The sequence below is a fragment of the Flavobacterium sp. WC2430 genome (assembly GCF_040822075.1).
Classification (GTDB): Bacteria; Bacteroidota; Bacteroidia; order Flavobacteriales; family Flavobacteriaceae; genus Flavobacterium.
In genome coordinates, this window is the sequence record NZ_CP162007.1 from 1,058,989 (window position 1) to 1,085,354 (window position 26,366).

The following is a 26,366-nucleotide window of genomic DNA, read 5'->3' on the forward strand; positions in this document are numbered from 1 at the left end:
CTAGCCAAATTTTGGTTAGAAGGCTTTTTTTTGATCCCAACAAAAAACGAATACTTTCGTTTGTGCTATATTTGTGAATCAATTGCAATCCAAACAATGAAAAAAAACGTTTTACTATTGCTGTTACTCTTGCTAATGCAAATGACATTTGCTCAAAACAATTTGTCATGGCAGGGCTATTTTTCATACAATGAAATTAAAGATGTATCGGCTTCTTCAAATACTATTTTTGCCGCTTCTGAAAATGCACTTTTTTCTAGAAACGCAAGCACAAACATTATTAAAACAACCAATACTGTTGATGGGCTTTCGGGTCAAACCATAAGCGCACTGTATTATAGTTCGCAATTCAATAAATCAATTGTAGGCTATGAAAATGGGTTACTCATTGTAATTAACGAAGCTGATGGGAACATGTTAAATGTGGTTGATATTATTAACAAGCAACTCCCTGCCAGCACGAAAACAGTCAATCATTTTATGGAGTATGAAGGGGTTGTTTATGTTTCTTGTGATTTTGGAATCGTACAATTTAATTTAGAAACGATGCTTTTTGGAGATACTTATTTTATTGGAGATAATGGTGCCGAAATAATTGTTTCACAAACTGCAATTTACAATGGGTTTATCTATGCGTCTACAAATAGTGGGATTCGAAGAGCCTTAATTGCTAATAAGAATTTGAATGATTATGCACAATGGCAACAAGTATCTGGGGGGAATTGGACAAGTATTGAGACTTTTGACACGGAGTTAATCGCTATAAATTCTTCAGGGGATATTCATAAATACAATTCAAGTACCAATTCTTTTGTAAGTTTTATTGCTCTTTCTCAACCTGTTTTAGATATGAGGGCAAATGATTCTTATCTAATTGTAACCACAAGCAATAGCATATTTATTTATAATAAACAGTTGGTACTAGTACGTCAAATCAATAGCAATCAAATTCCGGGTACTAGCCCTATTTTTAGTTGCGCTACCAGTATCGAGGATGTAATTTATATTGGAACAAAACAAAATGGATTGTATACAACAGTAATTACAGCTACTGATTTTGAGAATATAACACCAATGGGGCCGCTACGGAATAGTATTTTTTCACTTCAAGCAACTCCAAATCTTTTTTGGGCTGTATATGGGGATTATACTGTTGATTATAATCCGTATCCATTAGACAATTATGGAGTGAGTAAATTTTCGTCTTCGGGTTGGTTAAATATTCCGTATGATGCCGTATTGGGAGCAAAATCAATAAGCAGGGTGACTATTAATCCAAGTAATGAAAATGATGTGTTCGCTAGTTCTTTCTTTTCGGGATTGTTGAAGATTGAAAATGATGTGCCTACTTTTTTATATAACCAAACGAATAGTGGTTTAGAAACATTAACCTTTGCTGGAGCTAATTATTTTGATGTTAGAATTAATGGAGCTGCTTTTGACAAATCGGGTAATCTATGGGTTACTAACAGCAGGATTAAAAACGGTTTAAAAGTTTTAGGAACCAATGGGGAATGGCAAAGCTTTTCAATGGATAATATTTTAGATGCTAGTCAAGACAATAGTTTTGGTAGAATGGTGATTGATCGCAATGGAACAAAATGGATGACGACAAATCGAGATGGAGTTATAGCATTTAATGAAAGTAATAATACATTTAAGAAAATTACTTTTGGACCAGATACGGGTAATTTGCCCATTTCGGATGTGCGAGCAGTAGCCGTTGACAATAGAAATCAACTTTGGATAGGAACGACAAAAGGACTTCGGGTATTATCTAATGTAGGTAATTTTCAAACCGACAATCAATTGACAACCAATTCCATTATTATATTGGATAATAACCTTGCTCAAGAATTGTTGTATGAGCAGTTTATAACTGATATTGTAGTAGATGGCGCTAATAATAAATGGATAGGAACTGCAGATTCGGGTGTGTTTATGGTGTCGCCAAATGGTCAAGAAACCAAATATCATTTTACCATAAACAACTCACCATTACCAAGCAATGTGATTAATGATATTGATATAAATAGTGCAACAGGTGAAGTTTTTATAGCTACAGCCAAAGGATTGGTTTCTTTTAAAGGAGTTTCTACTGCTGCAAATGAAGATTTGACGCAAGCGTATGTGTACCCCAATCCAGTTCGGCCTGAGTATCAAGGAACGGTAAAAATTGCGGGATTAATTAATAAAGCAAATATTAAAATCACTGATATAGAAGGCAATCTTGTTTATGAAACTACTTCAGAAGGAGGAACTATAGAGTGGGATACCACTGCATTTGGGAAATATAAAGTAGCTTCGGGAGTGTATATGATTTTTATTTCGGCACAAGACGGGGTAGAAATCAAAGTGAAGAAAGTAATGATAATCAGATAATTAGTTTTTAGTTTACATTTTGGTCATTAACTACAATCCAAAACTTTAAACTTTAAACTTTAAACAAAAATAATGCTCGTAAAAACCAAAGCCATTGTCATTTCGTCGATAAAATTTCAAGAAAAAAGCTTGATTGTGAAATGCTTTACGCAATCGCATGGTTTGAAATCCTATTTTGTTCGGGATGCTTTTTCGGGTAGAAAATCAAATCAGAAAATTGCTTATTTTCAACCGCTTTCTATTCTAGAAATTGAAGCAGTACATAAGAACAAAGGCACTTTGGAAAACTTCAAAGAAATTAAGTTAAGCACGCCATTTACAAGCATTCATACAGATATTTATAAAAGTACCATCGTTATTTTTATTTCCGAAATATTGTACCATTCCATTCATGAAGAGGAAAAAAACGAATCGCTTTTCAGCTTTCTGGAAGCGGCTTTGCTTTGGCTGGATCATCATGATGAAATAGCTAATTTTCATTTAATTCTAATGCTAGAAGCTACAAAATACCTTGGTTTTTATCCTGATATATCCGATATAGATATGCCTTTTTTTGATGTAAACGAAGGTGTTTTTTCTCCTTTTCATGCGGTCAGTTCATTGACAGAGCATGAAACCAATTTGTTTAAAAAACTAATTGATTTGCGATTAGATAACGATCAAAAAGTCTTCCATGTAATCGAACGCCAAATTGTGCTGAAAATACTTATTGAATACTACAGTTACCATCTTGACGGTTTTAAAAGGCCAAAATCGTTAGAGGTATTAAAGGAAGTTTTTTCTTAAATTAAAGGAAGTTTTTAGACTTTAACCCAAGTGTATAAACAAAATTCATGTCAATTCGTGAAATTTGTGTTTAATTATTCAAAATTCCTTACTTTCGCACTTCGATTAAAGAAAAGGATAAAATGAGCACAAAATTTACTGAATACAAAGGACTTGACTTGCCAACAGTAGCGTCAGAAGTACTTGATTTTTGGAAGAAAGAAAACATATTTGAGAAAAGTGTAACTACCCGTGAGGGAAGTACACCATACGTATTTTTTGAAGGGCCACCTTCTGCAAATGGATTACCTGGAATTCATCACGTAATGGCTCGTGCCATTAAAGATATTTTTTGTAGATATAAAACTCAAAAAGGGTTCCAAGTAAAGCGTAAAGCAGGTTGGGATACTCATGGATTGCCTGTAGAATTAGGAACTGAGAAAGAACTCGGAATTACAAAAGAAGATATAGGAAAGAAAATTTCTATCGAAGAATATAACGAGGCGTGTAAAAAAACCGTGATGCGTTATACAGACGTATGGAATGATTTGACCGAAAAAATGGGGTACTGGGTAGATATGGAAGATCCATATGTTACCTATAAACCCAAATATATGGAGACGGTTTGGTGGATTTTGAAACAAATCTATAATAAAGATTTGATGTACAAAGGGTACACAATCCAGCCGTATTCTCCAAAAGCAGGAACAGGATTGAGTTCTCACGAAGTGAACCAGCCAGGAAGTTATAGAGATGTAACGGATACGACTGTTGTAGTTCAATTCAAGGCAATTAATGATACCTTGCCAGCTGCTTGGCAAGAAATTGGCGAGATTCTTATCTTGGCTTGGACAACAACTCCTTGGACATTGCCTTCAAATACGGCGCTGACAGTAGGTCCTAAAATTGATTATGTTGTTGTGAAAACTTTCAATCAGTATACTTTTTTACCAACGAATGTAGTTTTAGCCAAAAACTTAGTTGGAAAACAATTTGGGAAAGGGTTTTTCGCTAGTGAAGATGTAGCCGACTTTGAGAACTTCAAAGCAGGAGACAAGAAAATACCATTCCAAGTAATCGCTGAAGCAAAAGGAGCGGACTTAGTTGGAATCAAATACGAGCAATTAATGCCATTAGTGCTTCCGTATCAAAACCCTGAGAATGCATTTAGAGTTATTTCAGGAGATTTTGTAACGACAGAAGATGGAACAGGAATTGTACATACAGCGCCCACTTTTGGTGCTGATGATGCAAAAGTTGCTAAAGAAGCCAGTCCAGAAATTCCGCCAATGTTAGTTTTAGATACTGATGGAACAGCAGTGCCATTGGTAAACTTGCAAGGAAAGTTTATTGAAGGATTGGGTGATTATTCAGGAAAATACGTTAAAAACGAATATTATAATGATGGTGAAGCTCCAGAACGTTCTATAGACGTGGAGATTGCCATTCAGTTAAAAGAAGAAAATAAAGCATTCAAAGTAGAGAAATATGTGCACAGTTACCCACATTGTTGGAGAACAGATAAGCCTATATTATACTACCCACTAGATTCATGGTTTATAAAAATCACCGAAGTTAGAGATAGAATGTTCGAATTGAACGAAACCATCAACTGGAAGCCAAAAGCAACAGGAGAAGGTCGTTTTGGGAATTGGTTAAAGAATGCCAATGACTGGAACTTATCGCGTTCAAGATATTGGGGGATTCCATTGCCTATCTGGAGAACAGAGGACAAACAAGAAGAAATTTTAATTGGTTCTGTTGAAGAATTATACAACGAAATAGAAAAATCAATAGCTGCTGGTTTCCAAAAAGAAAATCCTTTCAAAGGGTTTGAAATTGGGAATATGGACGAAAGTAACTATGATTTAATTGACTTACATAAAAATGTAGTTGATAAAATTACTTTGCTTTCTCCTTCTGGAAAACCAATGACGCGTGAAGCTGATTTGATAGATGTATGGTTTGACTCTGGTTCCATGCCGTATGCACAATGGCATTACCCTTTTGAAAACAAAGACAAAATTGATGAGAATAAAGATTTTCCTGCAGACTTTATTGCCGAAGGAGTCGATCAAACGCGTGGATGGTTTTATACTTTGCATGCTATTGCCACTTTGGTTTTTGATAAAGTCGCCTATAAAAATGTGGTTTCGAATGGTTTAGTATTAGACAAAAACGGACAAAAAATGTCTAAACGTCTAGGGAATGCTGCGGACCCATTTGAAACTTTATCAGAATATGGACCTGATGCTACTCGTTGGTATATAATCTCTAATGCAAACCCTTGGGACAACTTGAAGTTTGACTTAGAAGGAATTGCTGAGGTGCGCCGTAAGTTCTTTGGGACTTTATACAATACGTATTCTTTCTTTAGTTTGTATGCTAATATAGATGGGTTTAAATACGAGGAAGCCGAAATTCCAGTAAATGAAAGACCAGAAATTGATCAATGGGTTATTTCTGAGTTGAACACGTTGATAAAAGAAGTAGATGGTTTTTATGCTGATTATGAACCTACAAAGGCAGCACGTGCCATATCAGAATTTGTACAGGAAAATTTGAGTAACTGGTATGTTCGTTTATGTAGAAGACGTTTCTGGAAAGGAGAATATGCTCAAGACAAAATTGCGGCTTATCAAACGCTGTATACATGTTTATTGACGGTAAGTAAGCTTAGTGCTCCTATTGCTCCTTTCTTTATGGATAAGCTTTACAGAGACTTAACTTTAACAACACAATCAGAAAAGTATGACAGTGTACATTTGGCCCAGTTTCCAATTTCGGTTGAAAACTATGTTAATAAAATGTTAGAGAGTAAAATGCAGAAAGCACAGACCATTTCATCACTAGTTTTATCACTCCGTAAAAAGGAAATGATTAAGGTGCGTCAACCCTTGCAAAAGATAATGATTCCAATACTTGACGAAGCACAAAGGCTTGAAATCGAGGCGGTTTCTGACCTTATAAAAGCGGAGGTAAATGTTAAAGAAATACTACTTTTGGATGATGCTTCGGGTGTCTTAGTAAAGCAAATTAAACCTAATTTTAAAACTTTAGGGCCAAGATTTGGTAAAGATATGGGGTTGATTTCTAAGCAGATACAAGGGTTTTCGGCAGATGATATTAACAAGCTAGACAGTGAAGGTACTATAGATGTTGTTATTGGTGGAAAAAGCATAACTTTAACATTAGAAGATGTTGAGATTTCATCTCAAGATATTGAAGGTTTGTTGGTTGCTAATTCAAATGGAATCACGGTTGCGCTTGATATTGTTATCTCACCGGAATTGAAGAAAGAAGGAATAGCAAGAGAGTTAGTGAACAGAATTCAGAACATTAGAAAAGATTCTGGATTTGAAGTGACAGATAAAATAAAAGTACACTTACAGCAAAATGATGTTTTAAAAGAAGCTGTAGGCTCTAATGAAGAATATATAAAATCAGAAACCTTAACAGAAGAATTGGTTTTTGATGAAGAGATTGAAAATGGCATAGAAATTGAATTTGACGAGATAAAAACAAAAATAAAAATTACTAAATAATTAGGATATGGTAGATGCACCAACAAGATACTCTGACGCTGATTTAGCAGAGTTCAAAGAAATAATTCTAAATAAAATTAACAAAGCGCAAGCTGATTTAGATTTGATAAAGAGCGCCTACATGAATGATTTAAATAATGGTACGGATGATACATCTCCAACATTTAAAGCATTTGAAGAAGGAAGCGAAACCATGTCTAAAGAAGCCAACTCACAATTAGCGATTCGTCAAGAAAAGTTTATTCGTGATTTGAAAAATGCTTTATTCCGTGTAGAGAATAAAACCTATGGTTTGTGTAAGGTAACCGGTAAATTGATTAGTAAAGAAAGACTAAAAATTGTACCTCACGCAACGATGAGTATTGAAGCTAAAAATCTACAACGATAAGCGCTTTTTCAATTTAAATATTTAACGCTCCATTGGGAGCGTTTTTTTTGATAAAATTATTACTTTTACGCCACTTAAAAATTAAAAAATGTCATTACGAAAAGCGTATCTACTTATCTTCATTGTATTAATCGTTGATCAAGTTTCGAAAATATTTGTAAAAACTAATTTTGTATTAGGGGAAGAAGTAGAAGTTTTTAATTGGTTTAAAATTCTTTTTATTGAAAATGAAGGAATGGCTTGGGGGACAAAAATACCCGGAGCATATGGTAAGTTATTCCTTACCCTTTTTAGACTAGTCGCTGTGGGCGGGATTGGATATTGGTTGTGGGACTCTGTAGAGCGAAAACACAGTTCTAATTACTTAATTATAGCCATTGCCTTAATTTTGGCAGGTGCCTTTGGTAATATTATTGATTCTGTTTTTTACGGTGTTATTTTTGACGATAGTAACGCACAATTAGCTACACTATTTTCTGAAAAGCCCTATGGAACATGGTTTCACGGTCAAGTAGTGGACATGTTTTACTTCCCATTTTGGCATGGAAGTTTACCAAGCTGGATTCCTGTTTGGGGCGGAAGAGATTTTACTTTCTTTAATGCTATTTTTAATGTTGCTGATATGGCAATATCAACTGGAGTAGGGATATTGATTTTTTTCAATAAAAAAGCGTTTCACCATAAATTAGATTAATTCTTCAACGAATAATTTGCAAAATAAAAAACAAAGACCCATTCAGTATATTTGAATAGGTCTTTGTTTTTTATTAGATTTATTTGTTGTGTCCTGGTGCATAACGTTTAGCGCTTTTTCCACCATATATTTTTTTAGCTTGACCTGGCGGAAGTTTTTTGGCTTTATAAGTAGATCTGCTGGTTCTGGTTTGAATGCTGCAGCTTGATATTGAAGCAGTAAATACAATAACCATAAAGGTTAAAGCAAATCTTGAGTATTTAAATGTTTTCATAACTGAATTAGATTTTATCTGATGCGAAAGTACGAATTCAATTTTAAAAAGTGTGAAAAGAATTTGGTGTCACGCAATAATCTAATTTCACATCACCCTCAAAGATATCAGTAATTAATTCTTCGGGTTCAAAGAATGAGAGTCCAATTTTGATTACATCTGGTTTGCAGTCCGAAAGAAACTTGTCATAAAAACCCTTACCATATCCCACTCTATTTCCTTTAATGTCATAAGCCAAAAGAGGAATGAAAACAACGTCAATTTTTTTTGAAGGTACTTCAATACCATCAATTGGTTCTGGAATATTGTATTTGTTTTTCTTTATTTTTGTGTTATCAGTAAGTAAAAAGTGGGTCATTTCTCTTGTCGTAAAATCAGATTTTGAAATAATAATTTCTTTATCTTTCCCAGAAAGAAGATGTAAGATCAATTCAGTATCGACCTCTTTGTGTTCTACAATAGAAAGAAAAATATGGAAATACGTTTTCTCCCAAATGGGGAGTGCTAATAGTCTATTGGCAATAGCCAAACTCATCTCCTCAATTTCTATCTCACTAAGATTTTGTCTTAACTTTTTATACTTAGTTCGTAATTCTTTTTTATTACTTTCCATCACCAATAGTTTTAGAAATATGATAAATTGCATCCCCTTGATATACAATAGGTGAATGATTGGCATTTATTATGTAACCGTCATTGGGTGCTTTTACTTTGCGTTCAAATTTCCCAAATGGATCAGTAATTGTTGCTAAGACAGTTCCTTTTTTTACAAATGAACCAATATAACCACTATCATGTAATAAACCAGAACACTTGGCTCTTATCCAAGCCGATTTTTCAATATAAATGGTATTCTTTTCTTGTTTTTCAATACTATGTTTGGGGTCCAGCATGTTTAAATGTGACAAAATTCGTTTTACTCCATCAATTCCAGCATCAGCGATTGATTCATTAATGTCCAGTGATTTTCCACCTTCAAAAAGCAGCATTTTTACGTTTAGCTTCGAACTTGAATTTCTAAAGGAACCAGCAATATTTTTTGAGTATAAGGTAAATGGTGCATTAAAAACATCGGCCAATATTTTTAATTCTGTATTATTTGGTGCAAGTCGTATTTGTGGGGCGTTAAATCGGCTTGCGCCTCCAGCGTGAAAATCTACAGCATAATCAACTAATGGCATTATTTCTGTTAGAATATGATAGGCAAATCGACTCGCTAAAGATCCTTTTTTACTTCCAGGGAAAACTCGATTTAAGTCTCTACCATCAGGAAATTGACGGGACATGTTTACAAATCCAAACATGTTGATTATGGGAATACAGACAACAGTTCCTGTTTTAGGCTTATTGATTTTTTTTGTAATTATTTGGCGAACAATTTCTACTCCATTGATTTCATCGCCATGTATCCCAGCTGAAAAAAGGACAATAGGACCATCAATTTTTGATCGCGAAACAATAATTGGAATTTTAAGTTTTGCCGTATTATGCAGTTTTGCGATTTCCATGTCAATGGTTTTGCTTTCGCCTGGTAAAATAGATTCTCCTAAAATTGTTATTGTTTTTGTGCTTCTCATATTTAATAAAAAAGCTAAATGTAGAGATTATTATTTGGAATTCGTAAATTTGAAATGAATTCAAGAATTAACTTCAAATTAATACAATCACAATAGGTCAATATGTACCACTGTGTATCTTTGTGAAATAATAATACAATGCAAAACCCAACGCTAGATCTTCAAATACAAACATTACCTGATAGCCCTGGAGTTTATCAATATTATGATAAAGAGGGAAAAATATTGTATGTAGGAAAAGCTAAGAATTTAAAGAAAAGAGTTTCTTCCTATTTTAATAAAGTTCATGATACTGCAAAAACGAATGTACTTGTCAAGAAAATTGTAACGATAAAGCACATTGTAGTTCCTACAGAAACCGATGCGCTTTTATTAGAAAACAACTTGATAAAAACATTACAACCCAGATATAATGTATTGTTACGGGATGATAAAAGTTATCCTTGGTTGTGTATTAAGAAAGAACCTTTTTCGCGGATATTTGCTACTAGAAGAATGGTTAAAGACGGTTCAGAATATTTTGGTCCCTACACTAGTTTTAAAACCGTCAATACTATTTTAGAATTAATAAAGGAATTATATCCCTTACGAACCTGCAATTTTGACTTAAGTAAGTCCAATATAGAAAGTGGTAAATTCAAAGTTTGTCTTGAATATCATATAGGAAACTGCAAAGGTCCATGCGAAGGATATGAATCATTAGAAGTGTATCAAAAACAAGTAGATGCTATTCGCGAAATTCTAAAAGGGAATTTTAAAGAAAGCATGAAAGACTTTAAAAAAGTAATGACGGACTTGGCGCATAACATGCATTTTGAAGAAGCGCAAAAAATAAAAGAAAAAATAGAAGTTCTCGAAAATTATCAATCGCGCTCTACTATTGTGAATCCAAAAATCACGAATATTGATGTATTCTCCATTGTTTCGGATGAAGCAGCAGCCTATGTCAATTTTTTACAAATTTCACATGGCTCGATTATTCGTTCGCATACGATGGAAATCAAGAAAAAATTAGAAGAAACGGATGAAGAATTGTTGGAGCTGGCAATTATAGAATTGAGAGAGCGATTTCAATTGCTGTCAAAAGAAGTATTAGTGCCATTTGCAGTTGATTTGGGAGAAAATATAAAAGTTACTGTGCCACAGCTTGGAGATAAAAAGCAAATTCTAGACCTTTCTATTCGCAACGCTAAATTTTACAGAATAGAACAATTAAAACAATTGCAAATTGTAGATCCAGACCGTCATGCCAATAGAATCATGGCACAAATGAAAAAAGATTTGCGATTGCCTGTGGAGCCAAGACATATTGAATGCTTTGATAACTCAAATATTCAGGGAACAAATCCTGTTGCAGCTTGTGTGGTTTTTAAAGATGGGAAACCAAGTAAGAAAGATTACCGCCATTTTAATATAAAAACAGTTGAAGGTCCAGATGATTTTGCATCGATGACTGAAGTGGTGTATAGACGGTACAAACGATTACTAGAAGAGGAAGAGCCGCTGCCGCAATTGATTATTATTGATGGAGGGAAAGGGCAGCTTTCTGCAGCGCTTAAGAGCATTGATGATTTGGGATTGCGCGGGAAGATTGCGATAATAGGAATTGCAAAACGTCTTGAAGAATTGTTTTACCCAGGAGATTCAGTGCCTTTATATTTAGATAAAAAATCTGAAACTTTAAAAGTAATACAACAATTAAGAAATGAAGCGCATCGATTTGGGATTACGCATCATAGAGACAAAAGAAGTAAAGCAGCATTAAATTCATCTATAGAATCAATTCCTGGAATTGGAGAAAAAACGATGTTAGCATTGATTCAACAGTTTAAAAGTGTAAAAAGATTAAAAATAGCAACAGAAAAAGAAATTTCTGACGTTATAGGAGTATCAAAAGCAAAAAAAATTGTCGACTTTTACAAATCTGTAACGAAATGATGGTAAGATAGATACAAAGCAAAATAATTTATGAAAAAATATATTCTTTTAATCTTCCTATTTTTTACAAGTTTTATATTGCTTTCCCAAGTCCAAAACAAACCTAAAGTAGGCTTGGTGTTAAGTGGCGGTGGTGCCAAAGGATTTGCTCATATAGGTGTTTTGAAAGTACTGGAAGAAGCAGGTGTTAAAATTGATTATATTGGAGGAACAAGTATGGGCTCAGTAGTTGGGGGATTGTATGCTTCAGGTTATACAGCATCACAAATAGACTCTATATTTCAATCCACTAATTTTGATGAATTAATAAATGATTTCATTCCTAGGTCTTCTAAAAATTTTTATGAAAAAAGGAATGATGAGTTATATGCATTAGTCTTGCCTTTTGATAAATTTAAAATTGGTATACCGGAAGCGCTTTCTAAAGGGATGTACAATTTTAACTTATTAAGCAGCTTGACTAGAAACGTAAGGCATGTAAGAGATTTTAATAAATTACCAACTCCATTTTTATGTATAGGTTCTAATATAGAAACAGGGAAACAAGTAATTTTAGATAAAGGGAATTTGGCGCAAGCGATGATTGCCAGTTCTGCATTTCCATCTTTGTTTTCTCCAGTTGAAATTGACGGAGCGCTTCTGGTGGACGGAGGAGTTACTAATAACTATCCAATTGATGAAATTCGAAAATTGGGTGCTGATATCATAATTGGGGTGGATGTTCAAGATGATTTAAGGGACAGAAACTCGCTTAAAGATGCTACAAAAATTTTAGTTCAAATTACCAATCTTCATTCGATAGAAAAAATGAAAAGTAATATTGAAAAAACGGACATTTATATAAAGCCTGATATAAAAGACTATGGTGTGATATCATTTGATAAAGGAAAAGAGATAATTAAAAAAGGAGAAGATGCTACTTTTTCAGTTTATGAAAAGATAAAAGTGTTGGGGGAGGGCTCAAATTATTACAGTAAACCTAAATTAAAAATTCAATCGGACAGTTTACAATTAAAGAATATAAATTGTAATGAATTAGATAATTTTACAAAAGAATATGTTTTAGGGAAGTTGCGTTTCAAACCAGGTTCAAAAATAACATACCAACAACTAGAAAAAGGAATAAACAACATTAATGCGACTAATAACTTTAGTGTTATAAACTATACATTAAATTCCAATGCTGGAGATGATGATTTAGACCTTAATTTAAAAGAAAACCCAATAAAATCTTATTTGAAATTTGGTTTACATTACGATGATTTATTTAAAAGTGGAGTTTTGGTAAATTTCACTCGCAAAAAAACTTTTTTTAAAAATGACATTGCTTCATTAGATATTGTTTTAGGGGATAATTTTCGATATAATTTTGATTATTATATCGAAAATGGATACAATCTAAGTTTGGGGTTTAAGTCTAATTTCAATCAATTTAGTCGAAACATACCAAGTGAGGTCAGTGGTTTGGATTATGGTGCTTTGGGAGTAAATTCAATCTTTGTCGATTTTTCGGATTTGACAAGCCAAGCCTATTTTCAATCCCTGTTTGTTCAAAAATTTTTAATAGGTGCTGGAGTTGAGTATAAATATTTAAAAATTAAGTCGGAAACCTTAGCAAATACGGATCCTATAATTGACAAAAGTAGTTATCTGAGTGTTTTTGGATATATGAAATACGATACTTTTGATAACAAAGACTTTCCGAAAAAAGGGTTGTATTTTTCGGGAGATATTCAGTCCTATTTCTTGTCATCAAATTATACGGGAAAGTTTAATCCTTTCTCTATTGCCAAAGCTGATTTTGGTGTAGCTGCCACATTATTCAAACATGCCACAATAAAAATTCAATCCGAAGCAGGTTTTTCATTTGGTAATGAGAGTGTCCCTTATTTCAATTTTGTATTAGGAGGGTATGGTTTCAATACCATTAATAATTTTAGACCGTTTTATGGTTATGATTTTTTAAGTATAGCGGGCAATAGCTATATAAAAACAACAGGAACGGTTGATTATGAGTTTTATAAAAAAAACCATTTGAATTTTTCGGCTAATTTTGCCAATTTGGGCAGTAATATTTTTGAAACAGTTGATTGGATATCAGTTCCTAAATATTCGGGTTACGCAGTAGGATACGGTTTAGAAACTATTGTTGGTCCTTTAGAAATTAAATATTCATGGTCACCAGAAAACGCAAAAGGGTATACTTGGTTTAGCATCGGATTTTTATTTTAAATTCAATCTATTTCATTAAAAATTCCGATATTTGTTATAATGAAAACAAAATGGACAGGTTTATTAGAGTATCTTCAATTCCTTATCAAGAGAAATCCTGAATAAGTCACTATTTTTTGATTTAGAATAACGAATAGCAAAGCCTACTCGCTTTATTAGTTACACTTTAAAACAAAAAAATCATGCCATTATATCATAAATTAGGGGTTTTCCCTCAAAAAAGGCACACTCAATTTGAAAAGCCAAATAGAGGTTTGTACTACGAACAGCTCTTTGGGACTGAAGGATTTCATGGAAACTCTTCATTGCTATATCATGTCCATAGGCCAACACAGGTAAAGGAAATCAATAAGTCCTACTCAGTTGAACCTAAAATTGCTATTGGGAAAAACATAAAATCATTATTGCTTAAAGGGTTTGAATTAAAATCCGCAGATGATTTTTTAGACAGTCGCAAAGCCATGCTAGTCAATAAAGACTGTACCATTGGACTGGCAGCACCTCGGAAATCATTGACAGACTATTTCTATAAAAATGCCGATGCTGATGAAATGATTTTCATCCACAAAGGGAAAGGAAAATTGCGTACCATGATGGGAAACATTCCTTTTGAGTATGGAGATTACTTAATCATACCGCGCGGAATTATCTATCAAATTCAATTTGACACAACAGATAATCGTTTGTTCTATGTAGAGTCATTTGCGCCGTTTTATACCCCTAAGCGCTATAAAAATGAGTCGGGTCAACATTTGGAGCACTCACCATTTTGTGAGCGCGACTTTATTTTGCCAAATGAATTAGAGACGCACGATGAAAAAGGAGATTTTTTAATCAAAATCAAAAAAGAAGGAATGATGCATGAAGTAGTGTATGCTACGCATCCTTTTGATGTTGTGGGTTGGGACGGTTACAATTTTCCATACGGATTCAGTATTCATAACTTCGAGCCAATAACGGGTCGTATTCATCAACCGCCACCAGTGCATCAAACGTTTGAAACTTCAACATTTGTAGTATGTTCGTTTGTTCCTAGATTATATGATTACCACCCAAAAGCAATTCCAGCGCCTTACAATCATAGCAATATTGATAGCGATGAGGTTTTGTATTATGTAGATGGTGATTTCATGAGCCGCAACAATATAGAACAAGGACACATCACATTGCACCCCAAAGGAATTCCCCACGGTCCAGCGCCAGGGGCCATGGAGCGTAGTATTGGTCACACAAGTACTGAGGAATTAGCCGTTATGGTAGACACTTTTCGCCCACTTATGGTAACCGAAGAAGCTATGGGACTAGACGATGGGCAATATTATAAGTCGTGGGTGGAGTAGTTTAAGGAGCTATTTCCTGCTATCTGTTGCAATCTTTTTTTTCGGTAAAAACCTTAAAAAAGGATTTCCACTACTATCAGGGCTAGGGCTTAAGTGCAAATAAATAACAATTTTCAAATCAATAAAATTTGTGTAAATCAATTTGATCCGCAACAGCTGGGTACTAAAAGTAGGTTTCACATAAAAAAATAAATACAATGGCAAAGGAAGTTAAATCAGTAGAATACGGACTAGAAAAAATATTTGAAGGAGCGCAAGATTTCCTTCCATTATTAGGAACGGATTATGTAGAATTCTACGTAGGAAATGCAAAACAATCGGCGCATTATTATAAAACTGCTTTTGGATATCAGTCCTTGGCGTATGCTGGATTAGAAACAGGAGTTAGAGATCGTACTTCTTATGTGTTAAAACAAGATAAGATTCGTATTGTACTTACTACACCGTTAACACAAGAGTCTCCAATACATGAGCATTTGAGAAAACACGGAGATGGAGTAAAAGTTGCGGCACTTTGGGTTGAGGATGCTACAAGCGCATACGAAGAGACTATGAAACGTGGTGCACGTTCTTTTATGGAGCCTACTGTAGAGAAAGACGAACATGGAGAAGTAGTGCGCTCTGGAATTTATACCTATGGTGAAACCGTTCATATATTTGTAGAACGTAAAAACTATAATGGTGTTTTCTTACCAGGATATAAAGAATGGAAATCGGATTATAATCCAGAGCCAACAGGATTGAAATACATTGACCACATGGTAGGAAATGTGGGTTGGAACGAAATGAACACTTGGGTGAAGTTCTATGAAGAAGTAATGGGGTTTGTAAATTTCCTTTCTTTTGATGACAAACAAATCAATACGGAATACTCTGCTTTGATGAGTAAAGTAATGTCTAATGGAAACGGAAGAATAAAATTCCCAATCAATGAGCCAGCCGAAGGAAAGAAAAAATCTCAAATCGAAGAGTATCTGGACTTTTATGGTGGACCAGGAATACAGCATATTGCCATCGCTACTGATGACATTATTAAAACGGTAAGCCAGTTAAAAGCAAGAGGAGTAGAATTTTTATCAGCGCCACCTCATACCTATTATGAAGCAATTCCGGAACGTTTGGGAGCGCATATGGGTATGATGAAAGAAGATATCAATGAAATTGAAAAATTAGCCATTATGGTTGATGCCGATGAAGATGGATATTTATTGCAAATTTTCACAAAACCAGTACAGGACAGGCCAACTTTATTTTTTGAAATTATTCAAAGAATGGGTGCTAAAGGTTTTGGAGCAGGTAACTTCAAAGCACTTTTTGAATCAATAGAACGTGAGCAACAATTGCGAGGAACGTTGTAAAATGCGATTTTTTTTGCATAATGTGAAAAAATAACTATTCAAACGAGTGTAATTTTGTCAATGTTTTGTTAAACTTTTTTTTTTGAATATAAAACTAAACTTGTTGACTACCTTTGCACTCGCAAAATGGAAGGGGTGGTTTCCTTCCGTATTGATATAAATTTCATAATTTATAGTTTTTTGGTTAGTTAATAGCATAAAAACTCAGTCATTATTTGACTGAGTTTTTTTGTTTTAATATATTTGGAACAACTTTTGCAAGAACAGTCAGTAAAAGACAAAGTAAGTTATGAAAAAAATAATACTATTCTTAATATTGATTTTAACTGTAAGTTTTGACTCTCATAATGATGACGCCTATGATGTGGGTGAATGGTTTAAGTTTCGAATCCATTATGGGTTTGTCAATGCAGGTTATGCCACGCTTGAAGTAAAAGACGCCACCGTCAATAATAAAAAAGCATTTCATGTAATTGGGAAAGGATATACCACAGGGATGTCTCGATTTTTCTTCAAAGTAGATGATTTATACGAAAGTTATATCGATAAAGAATCTGGGAATCCATCCCAATTTGTAAGAAAAATAAACGAAGGGGGCTATACCAAAAGTCAAGAAGGGTTTTTTAATCAATCGTCGAATAAGATTTTGGTGAAAGATTATAAAAATAAGAATGAAAAAACCTTTGTAATTCCCAAAAATACTCAAGATATCTTATCGGCTTTCTATTATTTAAGAAATTATCCAAGTATTGATAAAATTAATCCTGGGGAATCGATCGTGATTGATATGTTTTTTGATGATGAAACCACAAAATTTAAGTTAAAGTTTATAGGTCGTCAAGATATTACCACTAAATTTGGCGTCGTGTCTTCAATGGTTTTTAGACCATTAGTTCAATCAGGACGTGTTTTTAAAGAACAAGAAAGTTTAACTGTCTGGATTTCAGACGACGACAACAGATTGCCTATTCGAATAAAAGCAGAGCTTGCGGTAGGGTCAATCAAAGCAGATCTAGATGCATTTAAAGGATTAAAAAATCCGTTTAAAATAAAAAACTAATGAACATTAATGCGAATAAAGAAGCAATTTTAAAAGAAATTGAACTTAAATATGATTCCATAAATCAAAAAACAGAAACGCAACTCGAGGGCTTACTTTGGTCAAAACCCATTACATATTGGGATTATATCCAAACTGATGCCTTATTGAATTTACAAATTCAAAGAACGACACTCCCAGATGAAATGGTTTTTATCATGTATCATCAAGTAAATGAATTAATTTTTAAAATGATTCTTTGGGAAATGAATCAAATTGGTTATTCTCAAAATAGTAATGCCGAATTTTTTTCAGAACGATTAATGAGAGTGAGTCGTTATTTTGATATGCTTACCACATCATTCGGTATTATGGAAGAGGGCATGGATGTTGATCAATATATGAAATTTAGAACTACTCTTACTCCTGCAAGTGGTTTTCAAAGCGCACAATATCGCTTAATAGAATTTTCTTCTACTGATGTAATTAACCTTATTGACTATCGTTTTAGAAATAAAATAGAGGTTAAAGATTCTTATGAAAATGCATTTGAACATTTGTATTGGCAAGCAGCCGGAAAAGATTATCAAACAGGTGAAAAATCCTATTTGCTAGAAGAATTCGAAAAAAAATACAAAGGAATTTTCATGCGTCACATGGAAGAATATAGCACCATTAATATTTGGCAAAAATTCAAACAACTACCAGAAATAGAACAAAAAAAACCGGAAATTATAAAGGCAATGCGTCATTTTGATTATACGGTAAATATTACTTGGGTGATGCAGCATTTAAATGTTGCCATAAAATACATCGATCAAAGCGGTAAGGGAGATGGAGAAGCTACTGGAGGAAGTGATTGGAAAAAATACATGCACCCTAAATACCAACGAAGGATATTTTTTCCAGAATTATGGAGCGATGAAGAGTTGGCTAATTGGGGTGTAGAAAAGTAAGTTGAATTAAAAAAAAGAGACGGTTTGAAGCAGGTATTCATGATTATCATAGTATTAACCACAATACTATCTTGTAATAAGTCTAATGATAAATCCGAAAATGTAGTTAAGGTTAAAACCGTAAAACCAATTGCAGACAATTCTGATTTTGGGTTTAATTATTCTGATTTTAATGTTGTACAAGATACTGTAAAAAGAGGGGATACTTTTGGAACAATTATAGATAAACAAAATATTGGAGATAGAAGAGTATTTGAGATTGTCAAAAGTGTAAAAGACACTTTTGATGTTAGGGTAATACGACCTAATAAACCTTATACGATGCTTCGGTCAAAGGATAAAACAAATAAGTTACAGGTTTTTATTTATCAACCCGATGCTATAAATTATTATATTTTTGATTTACGTGATTCTGTAGTTGTAGCTCATAAAAGAACCAGGCCCATAACCATTAAAAGAAGATCTATTGGCGGGGTTTTAAAAGGATCTCTATCAGAAACCTTAGGTAATGCAAGTGTTGAAGCAGCTTTAGCTAATAAAATAACAAAAATATATTCTTGGTCCATTGACTTTTTTAAACTTAAAAAAGGGGATCGATTTGGCATCATTTTTACGGAAAGATTTATCAATGACTCTGTATATGATGGAGTAGAAGATCTGGAAGCGGCATTTTTTGAATATAAAGGTAAAATCATATATGCCTTTCCTTTCGCTCAAAACGAATCTTCGGGCAAAATTGAGTATTATGATGAGGAGGGAAAAACATTGAAAAATTTCTTTCTTAAAACACCTATTAAGTTCAGTCGAATTACTTCTAGATTTACAATGAGTAGATTTCATCCTGTACAACACAGATGGAAAGCTCATAAGGGGACTGATTATGCTGCGCCAACAGGAACGCCTATTTCAACTACAGCTTCGGGAATAGTTGAAAAGACGGGATATACAGCTGGAAATGGTAATTATGTCAAGGTGAAACACAATGGAACTTATTCTACACAATATTTACATATGTCAAAAATATTGGTGAGACGTGGTCAACATGTAAATCAAGGAGATGTGATAGGAAGAGTTGGTAGTACGGGATTAGCTACTGGCCCTCATGTGTGTTATCGATTTTGGAAAAACGGAAAACAAGTCGATGCCTTAAAATTAAACTTACCAAATGGAGAGCCTATGTATGGAGCTAATAAAACTCGATTTTTAAAATATATAGAGCCCTTAAAGTTTGAATTAGATAGTATAGCTAATTTATAATTTTAATCATAGTTTACATAATTTAGAGAGAACAGGTCAATTTATAATTGATTTTGTTCTCTCTATTTCATTGTAGCCCTATTATCTTTCCTATTTCTATTAAATTGTTATATAAATCAAAAGTGTTTATCATTTAAAACTAAATTCTGTATTTTTGCAAAAAAATAATATTAATATTAGAATCTCGATATAAATGGCCTTAAATACAATAAATCCTACAGATACCCTTTCGTGGGGGAAGCTTCAGAATCATTTTACTGAAATGCAAAAAGTTTCTATGAAAGAAATGTTTGAAGAAGATAAATCAAGAACTGAAAAATTTAATCTACAATGGAATGATTTTTTAATTGATTATTCTAAAAACATTATCAATCAAGAAACAATTACTTTATTGTTGGATTTGGCAAATGAAGTGGGACTAAAAGATGCAATTTCTGAATATTTTGAAGGAGCATTAATAAATCAAACCGAAAATAGAGCGGTTCTTCATACTGCCTTAAGAGCTAAGGAATCAGCTGTTGTAAATGTTAATGGTGAAAATGTAGTCCCAGAAATATTTGATGTAAAAAGTAAAATTAAAGCTTTTACAAATGAAGTAATTTCAGGAGCTAGAAAGGGATATACAGGAAAAGTATTTACCGATGTGGTAAATATTGGTATTGGTGGATCCGATCTTGGCCCTGTTATGGTTGTGGAAGCCTTGAAATTTTATAACAATCAGTTAAATGTTCATTTTGTTTCAAATGTTGATGGGGATCATGTAAATGAAGTTGTTAAAAAGTTAGACCCAGAAACTACACTTTTTGTAATTGTTTCTAAAACGTTTACAACACAAGAAACACTTACGAATTCTGAAACAATTAGAAAATGGTTTTTAAAATCGGCTACACAAGAGGATGTTGCGAAACATTTTGTTGCGGTTTCTACTAATATTCAAAAAGTTACCGATTTTGGAATTAATCCTGATAATGTTTTTCCAATGTGGGACTGGGTTGGTGGACGATTTTCCTTATGGAGTGCAGTTGGGCTTACTATTAGTTTAGCAATTGGCTTTGATAATTTTGATGAATTATTAGGTGGTGCTAATGAAATGGACAATCATTTTAAAACGGCAGATTTTGATAAAAATATGCCAGTGATTTTGGCTTTATTAAGTGTTTGGTATAATAATTTCTTTGGTGCCGAAAGTGAAGCATTGATTCCTTATACACAATATTTACAAAAACTAGCTCCCTATTTGCAACAAGGAACTATGGAGAGTAATGGTAAAAGTGTAGGGAGAGACGGTAAGCCTGTTAATTATGAAACGGGAACTATTATTTGGGGAGAACCAGGAACAAATGCACAACATGCTTTTTTTCAATTAATCCATCAAGGGACAAAATTAATTCCATCAGATTTTATTGGTTATGTAAAGCCATTATATGGAGATGAAGATCACCACGATAAATTAATGTCTAACTTTTTTGCACAAACTGAAGCTTTGATGCAAGGAAAGTCGGCAGTCCAAGTTCAATCAGAATTTGATAAACAGGGACTTTCAGCCGATAAAGCTAAATTCCTTCTTCCATTCAAAGTGTTTAATGGTAATAAACCTACCAATACTATTCTTATTGATAAATTAACACCAAATTCTTTAGGTTCGTTAATTGCATTATACGAGCACAAAATTTTTGTACAAGGAGTAATATGGAATATTTTCAGCTTTGATCAATGGGGTGTAGAATTAGGGAAACAGTTGGCTAATTCTATTTTGGAAGAAATCAATACTGAAAAAGTTAAAAGTCACGATAGTTCAACTGAATTTTTATTGAATTATTTTTTGAAGAATAAATAAATTATATTTTTTTAATTTGTTATAAAAAAACTCGAATTTTACTAAAATTCGGGTTTTTTTATTTTTCCCAACTCTGTATTTTATATTTACTTTTTTTACTGAATTGCTATTTTCAGTGGGTTATTGAGGTTTATTTCGCATTATTTTCTGTAAAATGGATGATTTAACCATTTTTTATTTATAAAAATATAATTTAAAAGAAAATTTTCTTAACATTGCGTTAACTTTTTAAGGTAAAAATGTTATAATTTTGCCAAAAATAATAAACTAAATAAAAATGAAGACAATGAAAAATTGGTTACTCTCTGGATTACTGTTTTTAGTAGCTGTAAGTGCGTTTTCTCAAGGGAAAATAACTGGTACTATTACTGATGGTCAAGGTTCATTACCTGGTGCTAATGTTGCTATTAAAGGTTCAGCGACTGGAGTATCTGCGGATTTTAATGGTAAATTTTCAATTAATACTACAGTTACATCTGGAGAATTAGTTATTTCTTTTATAGGTTTTGAACCTAAAACAATCAAATTTTCTGTTGCAAATGGTGCTACAAAAAATTTAGGCGCTATTGTTTTAACTTCAAATTCTAACGATTTAGATGAAGTGGTTGTTACAAGTACTATTCTTGGAATTGCAAAAGACAGAAAAACTCCGGTTGCTGTTTCAACAATTAAAGCATCTGAAATTCAAGAAAAATTAGGAACTCAAGAATTTCCTGAAATCTTAGCAAATACTCCTTCTGTATATGTTACTAAACAAGGTGGTGGTTTTGGAGATTCAAGGATTAATATTCGTGGGTTTGATCAAAGAAACGTTGCGGTAATGATAAATGGGGTTCCTGTAAATGACATGGAAACGGGTGCTGTTTATTGGAGCAACTGGGCTGGACTTTCTGATGTTACTTCTGCTATGCAAGTACAAAGAGGTTTAGGTTCTTCAAAATTAGCTATTTCATCTGTTGGGGGAACAATAAATGTTGTTACTAGAACTTCAGAAATGAAAGAAGGTGGGTCAGTTTCTACAGGTTTTGGTAATGCAAATTACTTGAAAGTACAAGGTTCTTACTCTACAGGTTTAATGAAAAATGGTCTTTCTGCTTCGGTATTGTTAAGTTCAACTACTGGAGACGGTTATGTTGACGGAACTAAATTTGAAGGGAAAAATTATTTTATTGCTTTTGGTTATAAACCAAATGACAAACATGATATTCAATTTACTTTTACAGGTGCTCCTCAATGGCATCACCAAAGAAGTTTTGCAAATCCATTATCAGAATATATTAAATATGGTAAAAATGGAGAGCCAAATATTAAATACAACTCAGATTGGGGTTACAAAAATGGTGAAGAATATTCTTTTTCTAGAAACTTCTATAGTAAACCAGTTGCCTCTTTGAATTGGGATTATAAAATCAATGACAAAACAAGATTGTCATCTGTATTCTATGGTTCATGGGGTAGAGGTGGAGGAACTGGAAGTATTGGGAAAAGTCCTTATTCTTCAGCTTATAAAACTGCTGATGGTTTGCTTCCTATTGATGAGTTTGTTAAATACAATACAGGTCAATCTAATTCAGTAGGTACAACTGCTGTGCCTTACCTTAAATCAGTTGGTGGAGAACGTATCGCAAGTTCTTCAAGTTCTACTGGTGGTTTTATTAGAAGAGCGTCTATGAATTCACATAACTGGTACGGTGCAGTTATAGATTTAAATACAAAATTATCGGATAAATTGACTCTTGATTTTGGTGTTGACGCAAGATCTTATGTTGGATTTCATTACAGAGTTTTGACTGACTTACTTGGTGCTGATGGATTTAAAGATACTTCAGATAAAAACAATCCATCAAGAGTGTTATACAAAACTTACGATGCTACACCAAGCTTGAATCCTTTTGTAAATATTAAAGATCAAGAAAAAATTGCTTACAATAACAATGGTTATGTAAACTGGTTAGGTGCTTTTACACAATTAGAATATTCTAATGAAAACCTTTCTGCATTCTTTCAAGGAGCAATTTCTGAGCAAGGTTTCAAAAGAGAAGATACTTTCATCTATTTAGCATCTGATCCTCTTTATAAAACTAAATTTGAAAATTTATTAGGAGGAAATGTTAAAGGTGGTGTGAATTACAACATTAGCGAAAAAAGCAATGTATTTGTAAACACAGGGTTTTATTCAAAACAACCATTCTTTAATGCGGTTTATCCAAACAATCAATCAATTGTTGCTTCAAATTTAGTTAATGAAAAAGTGTTAGGTTTAGAAGGGGGATATGGTTTCCGTTCTTCAATGTTTAGTGCTAATTTAAATGTGTATTACACTTCTTGGAAAGACAGATACCAAAGAAATTCTGATTCAGCGGCTGATAATATTGGTGGATATTATGACTTTAATGGTTTAACAGAAATTCACTCAGGTGTTGAGCTTGAAATGAATGCTAAGCCATTACCAAAATTAAGCTTGAATGCAATGGTTTCTATTGGAAACTGGATATATAAAGGGAACGTAGCTAGTAATAGATACGATGCTGAAAACAATAAAATAAGTGGTGGTACTTCTACAACTTTATACTTAGATAAATTAAAAGTAGGAGATGCTGCTCAAAATACAGCTAGTATTGGAGCAAGATATGAAGTGTTTGAAAGAGTAAGTTTAGATGCTAACTATAGAGTTGCTGATAAATTATACGCTTCAATTGACCCTACTAAATTTACAACTGAACAAAATGATGGAACATTGCAATTGCCATCTTATGGTTTAATGGATGCTGGATTTTCATATAAAATGTTAGTTGGTAAAGACAAAGAAGATTCTGTTAGTTTTAGATTAAATGTAAACAACGTTTTAGACGAAGTTTATATCTCTGAATCAAGAACTAATAACTTTGCTACAGGTAATACACCTACTTATGATGGTGTTGCTACTACAAATCAAGTTTATTTCGGATATGGAAGAACTTGGAACTTTAGTTTGCGTTACAACTTCTAAGAGTTAAATTAATAAATACTAAAACGGCATTCACTTTAAGTGTAATGCCGTTTTTTTATGCTTTTTTGTTTATATTTGTTTAAAAAAAATAATTACTCTATGTACGAATTTATTGTAAAATTTCATTCTGGTTGGGCATATTTGGCTCTTTTGTTATTAGTAGTTGCAGTTGTTAATGCAATTCTTGGTTTTGTTGGGAAAAAAGAATTTACTGCTAAAGACAGAAAAATTGCTATTTTTGGATTGATAGGGACACATACGCAATTGTTGATTGGATTGATATTGTATTTTGTTTCACCTAATGGATTTTCTGCTATTGTTAATTCAGGAATGGGTGAAGTAATGAAAAATGCTTCACTTAGATTAACTGCTGTAGAGCATCCAGTGATTAATATTATTGCAATAACGCTCATTACAATAGGTTGGTCAAAGCACAAAAAATTAACAACAAGCGAATCTAAATTTAAAACATTTACTATTTTTTATACGTTAGGTTTAGTACTAATTTTAAGCAGAATACCATGGAGTTTGTGGTTTTAAAATAAAAAAAGTCCTTTTTACAGGGCTTTTTTTATCTAGGTACGGTTTTTGTAAAAATGCATTACATAAAAAAGAAATATGAGAAAATTAATAACATTGTTTTTTTTAATAGCTATTATAGGTTTGGCAAGTAGTCAAAGCTCCATTGCGGATAAGATAAAAACATCTCTACAAAAACCTACAATACAAAAAGACACTGTAAAAAAAACAAAAACGATAATTGCACAGCAAGAAGTGGAGAAAGACACTTTGACAGAAAAAATGGGAAAATTGCTTCCTTATAAAAAAGGGTCACATGCTTCTTATTATGCTGACAAATTCCATGGTCGACGTACTGCTAGTGGAGTCCCATTTGATATGAATAAGTATACTGCTGCCCATAAAAAATTCCCTTTTGGGACTAAATTAAAGGTGACAAATGAGGCAAACGGTAAGTCGGTTATTGTAGAAGTTATTGATAGAGGTCCTTTTGTAAGATCAAGAGAAATTGATCTTTCTAAAAGAGCTTTTATGGAAATTGCTAAAAATAAAGGGATAGGAGTTATGACAGTTACTATTGAAGTTTTTTCAAAATAACTATATAACTATCCCCATGTTTTATAGGGATTAGCGCTTAGATAAGAATTGTAATAGCGCTTGTCATTTGTTACTTCTTGTCCTAGCCAATATGGTTTTTCGAAATTTTCATTTTCTGAAGTAAGTTCTATTTCGGCTATAATTAGGCCTTCGTTTTCTCCGTGAAATTCATCTATTTCAAAGGTATGATTATCTACTTTTACCTCAAAACGGGTTTTGTCAATTATCCCTTTTTCACATAGTTCAAGTAATTTAGTTGCTTCGTCGATTGAAATTTCTTTTTCCCATTCAAAACGTGACATTCCAGAGCTATTTGAAACTCCTTTTACGGTCATAAATGCACGATCTCCTTTTGTTCGAACTCTAACAGTTCTTTGTGGAACGGAGCTTAAATAACCCTGTTTAATTCTGTTCTGAGTAAAAGCTTCTTTTTTGAATGCTTCTGAGGTAACCAAAAATTTTCGTTCTATTTCAATCATTTCTTATCGATTTGTCTTTTTTGGAGCTTTTTCCAGCTCTTCACTGTATCTTTCTTGTCCTTAATTTTTAGTTTAAAGATAAGAGCTAAGTTCAGGACAAGAAAGGATGTCGCTTCGATCTGGGCTAAAAGATGACATCAAATGTATCAAATAATTCCCTTCATTTGAATGTTTTCAAGTAAAACCTATTTAAATTTGTG

At 33.1% G+C, this 26,366-nt stretch carries 20 protein-coding genes; 16 read left to right on the forward strand and 4 right to left on the reverse strand.

Translation table 11 applies throughout. The features are described from left to right. Positions 1-96 precede the first annotated feature (96 nt). The 5 genes from AB3G36_RS04580 to AB3G36_RS04600 all read left to right on the forward strand — a co-directional run bounded on the left by AB3G36_RS04580 (position 97) and on the right by AB3G36_RS04600 (position 7,774). Complete coding sequence (locus AB3G36_RS04580; protein ID WP_367756457.1) at positions 97-2,382, forward strand: T9SS type A sorting domain-containing protein; 2,286 nt, start codon at positions 97-99, stop codon at positions 2,380-2,382. Between the two features lie 72 nt (positions 2,383-2,454). Then, positions 2,455-3,168: a DNA repair protein RecO gene (gene recO / locus AB3G36_RS04585; RefSeq protein ID WP_367756459.1), complete on the forward strand. Its 714-nt coding sequence runs from the start codon at positions 2,455-2,457 to the stop codon at positions 3,166-3,168. Positions 3,169-3,290: 122 nt separating this feature from the next. Further along, complete coding sequence (gene ileS / locus AB3G36_RS04590; RefSeq protein ID WP_367756461.1) at positions 3,291-6,692, forward strand: isoleucine--tRNA ligase; 3,402 nt, start codon at positions 3,291-3,293, stop codon at positions 6,690-6,692. 7 nt (positions 6,693-6,699) lie between these two features. Beyond that, on the forward strand, positions 6,700-7,080 hold the full coding sequence (locus AB3G36_RS04595; RefSeq protein ID WP_367756463.1) for a TraR/DksA family transcriptional regulator: 381 nt from the start codon (positions 6,700-6,702) through the stop codon (positions 7,078-7,080). Positions 7,081-7,168: 88 nt separating this feature from the next. After that, positions 7,169-7,774, forward strand: coding sequence for a lipoprotein signal peptidase (locus AB3G36_RS04600; protein ID WP_367756465.1), 606 nt, complete (start codon positions 7,169-7,171; stop codon positions 7,772-7,774). 79 nt (positions 7,775-7,853) lie between these two features. On the opposite strand, the gene AB3G36_RS04605 is transcribed toward AB3G36_RS04600, so the two are convergent. Genes AB3G36_RS04605 through AB3G36_RS04615 form a run of 3 tightly spaced genes read right to left on the reverse strand, consistent with a single transcriptional unit; the run spans position 7,854 to position 9,625 of the window. Beyond that, positions 7,854-8,048, reverse strand: a complete 195-nt coding sequence (locus AB3G36_RS04605; RefSeq protein WP_367756467.1) for a hypothetical protein — start codon at positions 8,046-8,048, stop codon at positions 7,854-7,856. A gap of 43 nt (positions 8,049-8,091) precedes the next feature. Further along, entirely contained in the window at positions 8,092-8,661 is a 570-nt protein-coding gene (locus AB3G36_RS04610; RefSeq protein ID WP_367756469.1) for a 5-formyltetrahydrofolate cyclo-ligase, read from the reverse strand. Continuing rightward, positions 8,651-9,625 carry a succinylglutamate desuccinylase/aspartoacylase family protein gene (locus AB3G36_RS04615; RefSeq protein ID WP_367756471.1) on the reverse strand — a complete coding sequence of 325 codons (975 nt, stop codon included), beginning with the start codon at positions 9,623-9,625 and terminating at the stop codon, positions 8,651-8,653. The genes AB3G36_RS04610 and AB3G36_RS04615 overlap by 11 nt, the downstream gene beginning before the upstream one ends. A 138-nt stretch (positions 9,626-9,763) precedes the next feature. On the opposite strand from AB3G36_RS04615, the gene uvrC reads away from it, so the two are divergent. The 11 genes from uvrC to AB3G36_RS04670 all read left to right on the forward strand — a co-directional run bounded on the left by uvrC (position 9,764) and on the right by AB3G36_RS04670 (position 25,687). Next, positions 9,764-11,563, forward strand: coding sequence for an excinuclease ABC subunit UvrC (gene uvrC / locus AB3G36_RS04620; protein WP_367756473.1), 1,800 nt, complete (start codon positions 9,764-9,766; stop codon positions 11,561-11,563). Positions 11,564-11,593: 30 nt separating this feature from the next. Continuing rightward, positions 11,594-13,795, forward strand: a complete 2,202-nt coding sequence (locus AB3G36_RS04625; RefSeq protein WP_367756475.1) for a patatin-like phospholipase family protein — start codon at positions 11,594-11,596, stop codon at positions 13,793-13,795. Between the two features lie 182 nt (positions 13,796-13,977). Continuing rightward, positions 13,978-15,135: a homogentisate 1,2-dioxygenase gene (locus AB3G36_RS04630; protein ID WP_367756477.1), complete on the forward strand. Its 1,158-nt coding sequence runs from the start codon at positions 13,978-13,980 to the stop codon at positions 15,133-15,135. Positions 15,136-15,332: 197 nt separating this feature from the next. Further along, the gene (hppD, locus tag AB3G36_RS04635; protein WP_367756479.1) at positions 15,333-16,493 is read left to right on the forward strand and encodes a 4-hydroxyphenylpyruvate dioxygenase; all 1,161 of its coding nucleotides are present in this window, start codon (positions 15,333-15,335) and stop codon (positions 16,491-16,493) included. A 289-nt stretch (positions 16,494-16,782) separates the two neighbouring features. Then, positions 16,783-17,553 (forward strand): DUF3108 domain-containing protein, encoded by a 771-nt coding sequence (locus AB3G36_RS04640; protein ID WP_367756481.1) that lies wholly within the window; start codon positions 16,783-16,785, stop codon positions 17,551-17,553. Beyond that, complete coding sequence (locus AB3G36_RS04645) at positions 17,553-18,488, forward strand: tryptophan 2,3-dioxygenase family protein (protein ID WP_367756483.1); 936 nt, start codon at positions 17,553-17,555, stop codon at positions 18,486-18,488. Before AB3G36_RS04640 ends, AB3G36_RS04645 begins: the two co-directional genes overlap by 1 nt. A 24-nt stretch (positions 18,489-18,512) precedes the next feature. Further along, positions 18,513-19,745 (forward strand): peptidoglycan DD-metalloendopeptidase family protein, encoded by a 1,233-nt coding sequence (locus AB3G36_RS04650; protein WP_367756485.1) that lies wholly within the window; start codon positions 18,513-18,515, stop codon positions 19,743-19,745. 193 nt (positions 19,746-19,938) lie between these two features. Continuing rightward, positions 19,939-21,582 (forward strand): glucose-6-phosphate isomerase, encoded by a 1,644-nt coding sequence (gene pgi / locus AB3G36_RS04655; RefSeq protein WP_367756487.1) that lies wholly within the window; start codon positions 19,939-19,941, stop codon positions 21,580-21,582. A 277-nt stretch (positions 21,583-21,859) separates the two neighbouring features. Continuing rightward, positions 21,860-24,571 (forward strand): TonB-dependent receptor, encoded by a 2,712-nt coding sequence (locus tag AB3G36_RS04660; RefSeq protein WP_367756489.1) that lies wholly within the window; start codon positions 21,860-21,862, stop codon positions 24,569-24,571. A 99-nt stretch (positions 24,572-24,670) separates the two neighbouring features. Continuing rightward, a complete protein-coding gene (locus tag AB3G36_RS04665; protein WP_367756491.1) occupies positions 24,671-25,111 on the forward strand; it encodes a hypothetical protein in 441 nt (146 codons plus the stop codon). Positions 25,112-25,189: 78 nt separating this feature from the next. Beyond that, the gene (locus AB3G36_RS04670) at positions 25,190-25,687 is read left to right on the forward strand and encodes a septal ring lytic transglycosylase RlpA family protein (protein ID WP_367756493.1); all 498 of its coding nucleotides are present in this window, start codon (positions 25,190-25,192) and stop codon (positions 25,685-25,687) included. Between the two features lie 8 nt (positions 25,688-25,695). Here the strand turns inward: AB3G36_RS04670 and AB3G36_RS04675 are convergent, their stop codons facing one another. Next, positions 25,696-26,166 carry a CYTH domain-containing protein gene (locus AB3G36_RS04675; RefSeq protein WP_367756495.1) on the reverse strand — a complete coding sequence of 157 codons (471 nt, stop codon included), beginning with the start codon at positions 26,164-26,166 and terminating at the stop codon, positions 25,696-25,698. Between the last annotated feature and the right edge of the window lie 200 nt (positions 26,167-26,366).

Excerpts from the sequence above, each read along its gene's own strand:
- AB3G36_RS04615 (WP_367756471.1), bottom strand. The coding sequence starts at position 9,625 with ATGAGAAGCACAAAAACAATAACAATTTTAGGAGAATCTATTTTACCA.
- recO (WP_367756459.1), top strand. The coding sequence starts at position 2,455 with ATGCTCGTAAAAACCAAAGCCATTGTCATTTCGTCGATAAAATTTCAA.
- AB3G36_RS04670 (WP_367756493.1), top strand. The coding sequence starts at position 25,190 with ATGAGAAAATTAATAACATTGTTTTTTTTAATAGCTATTATAGGTTTG.
- AB3G36_RS04610 (WP_367756469.1), bottom strand. The coding sequence starts at position 8,661 with ATGGAAAGTAATAAAAAAGAATTACGAACTAAGTATAAAAAGTTAAGA.
- AB3G36_RS04580 (WP_367756457.1), top strand. The coding sequence starts at position 97 with ATGAAAAAAAACGTTTTACTATTGCTGTTACTCTTGCTAATGCAAATG.
- AB3G36_RS04605 (WP_367756467.1), bottom strand. The coding sequence starts at position 8,048 with ATGAAAACATTTAAATACTCAAGATTTGCTTTAACCTTTATGGTTATT.
- hppD (WP_367756479.1), top strand. The coding sequence starts at position 15,333 with ATGGCAAAGGAAGTTAAATCAGTAGAATACGGACTAGAAAAAATATTT.
- AB3G36_RS04630 (WP_367756477.1), top strand. The coding sequence starts at position 13,978 with ATGCCATTATATCATAAATTAGGGGTTTTCCCTCAAAAAAGGCACACT.
- AB3G36_RS04675 (WP_367756495.1), bottom strand. The coding sequence starts at position 26,166 with ATGATTGAAATAGAACGAAAATTTTTGGTTACCTCAGAAGCATTCAAA.
- AB3G36_RS04645 (WP_367756483.1), top strand. The coding sequence starts at position 17,553 with ATGAACATTAATGCGAATAAAGAAGCAATTTTAAAAGAAATTGAACTT.
- AB3G36_RS04640 (WP_367756481.1), top strand. The coding sequence starts at position 16,783 with ATGAAAAAAATAATACTATTCTTAATATTGATTTTAACTGTAAGTTTT.
- AB3G36_RS04625 (WP_367756475.1), top strand. The coding sequence starts at position 11,594 with ATGAAAAAATATATTCTTTTAATCTTCCTATTTTTTACAAGTTTTATA.
- uvrC (WP_367756473.1), top strand. The coding sequence starts at position 9,764 with ATGCAAAACCCAACGCTAGATCTTCAAATACAAACATTACCTGATAGC.
- AB3G36_RS04665 (WP_367756491.1), top strand. The coding sequence starts at position 24,671 with ATGTACGAATTTATTGTAAAATTTCATTCTGGTTGGGCATATTTGGCT.
- ileS (WP_367756461.1), top strand. The coding sequence starts at position 3,291 with ATGAGCACAAAATTTACTGAATACAAAGGACTTGACTTGCCAACAGTA.
- pgi (WP_367756487.1), top strand. The coding sequence starts at position 19,939 with ATGGCCTTAAATACAATAAATCCTACAGATACCCTTTCGTGGGGGAAG.
- AB3G36_RS04660 (WP_367756489.1), top strand. The coding sequence starts at position 21,860 with ATGAAGACAATGAAAAATTGGTTACTCTCTGGATTACTGTTTTTAGTA.
- AB3G36_RS04595 (WP_367756463.1), top strand. The coding sequence starts at position 6,700 with ATGGTAGATGCACCAACAAGATACTCTGACGCTGATTTAGCAGAGTTC.
- AB3G36_RS04600 (WP_367756465.1), top strand. The coding sequence starts at position 7,169 with ATGTCATTACGAAAAGCGTATCTACTTATCTTCATTGTATTAATCGTT.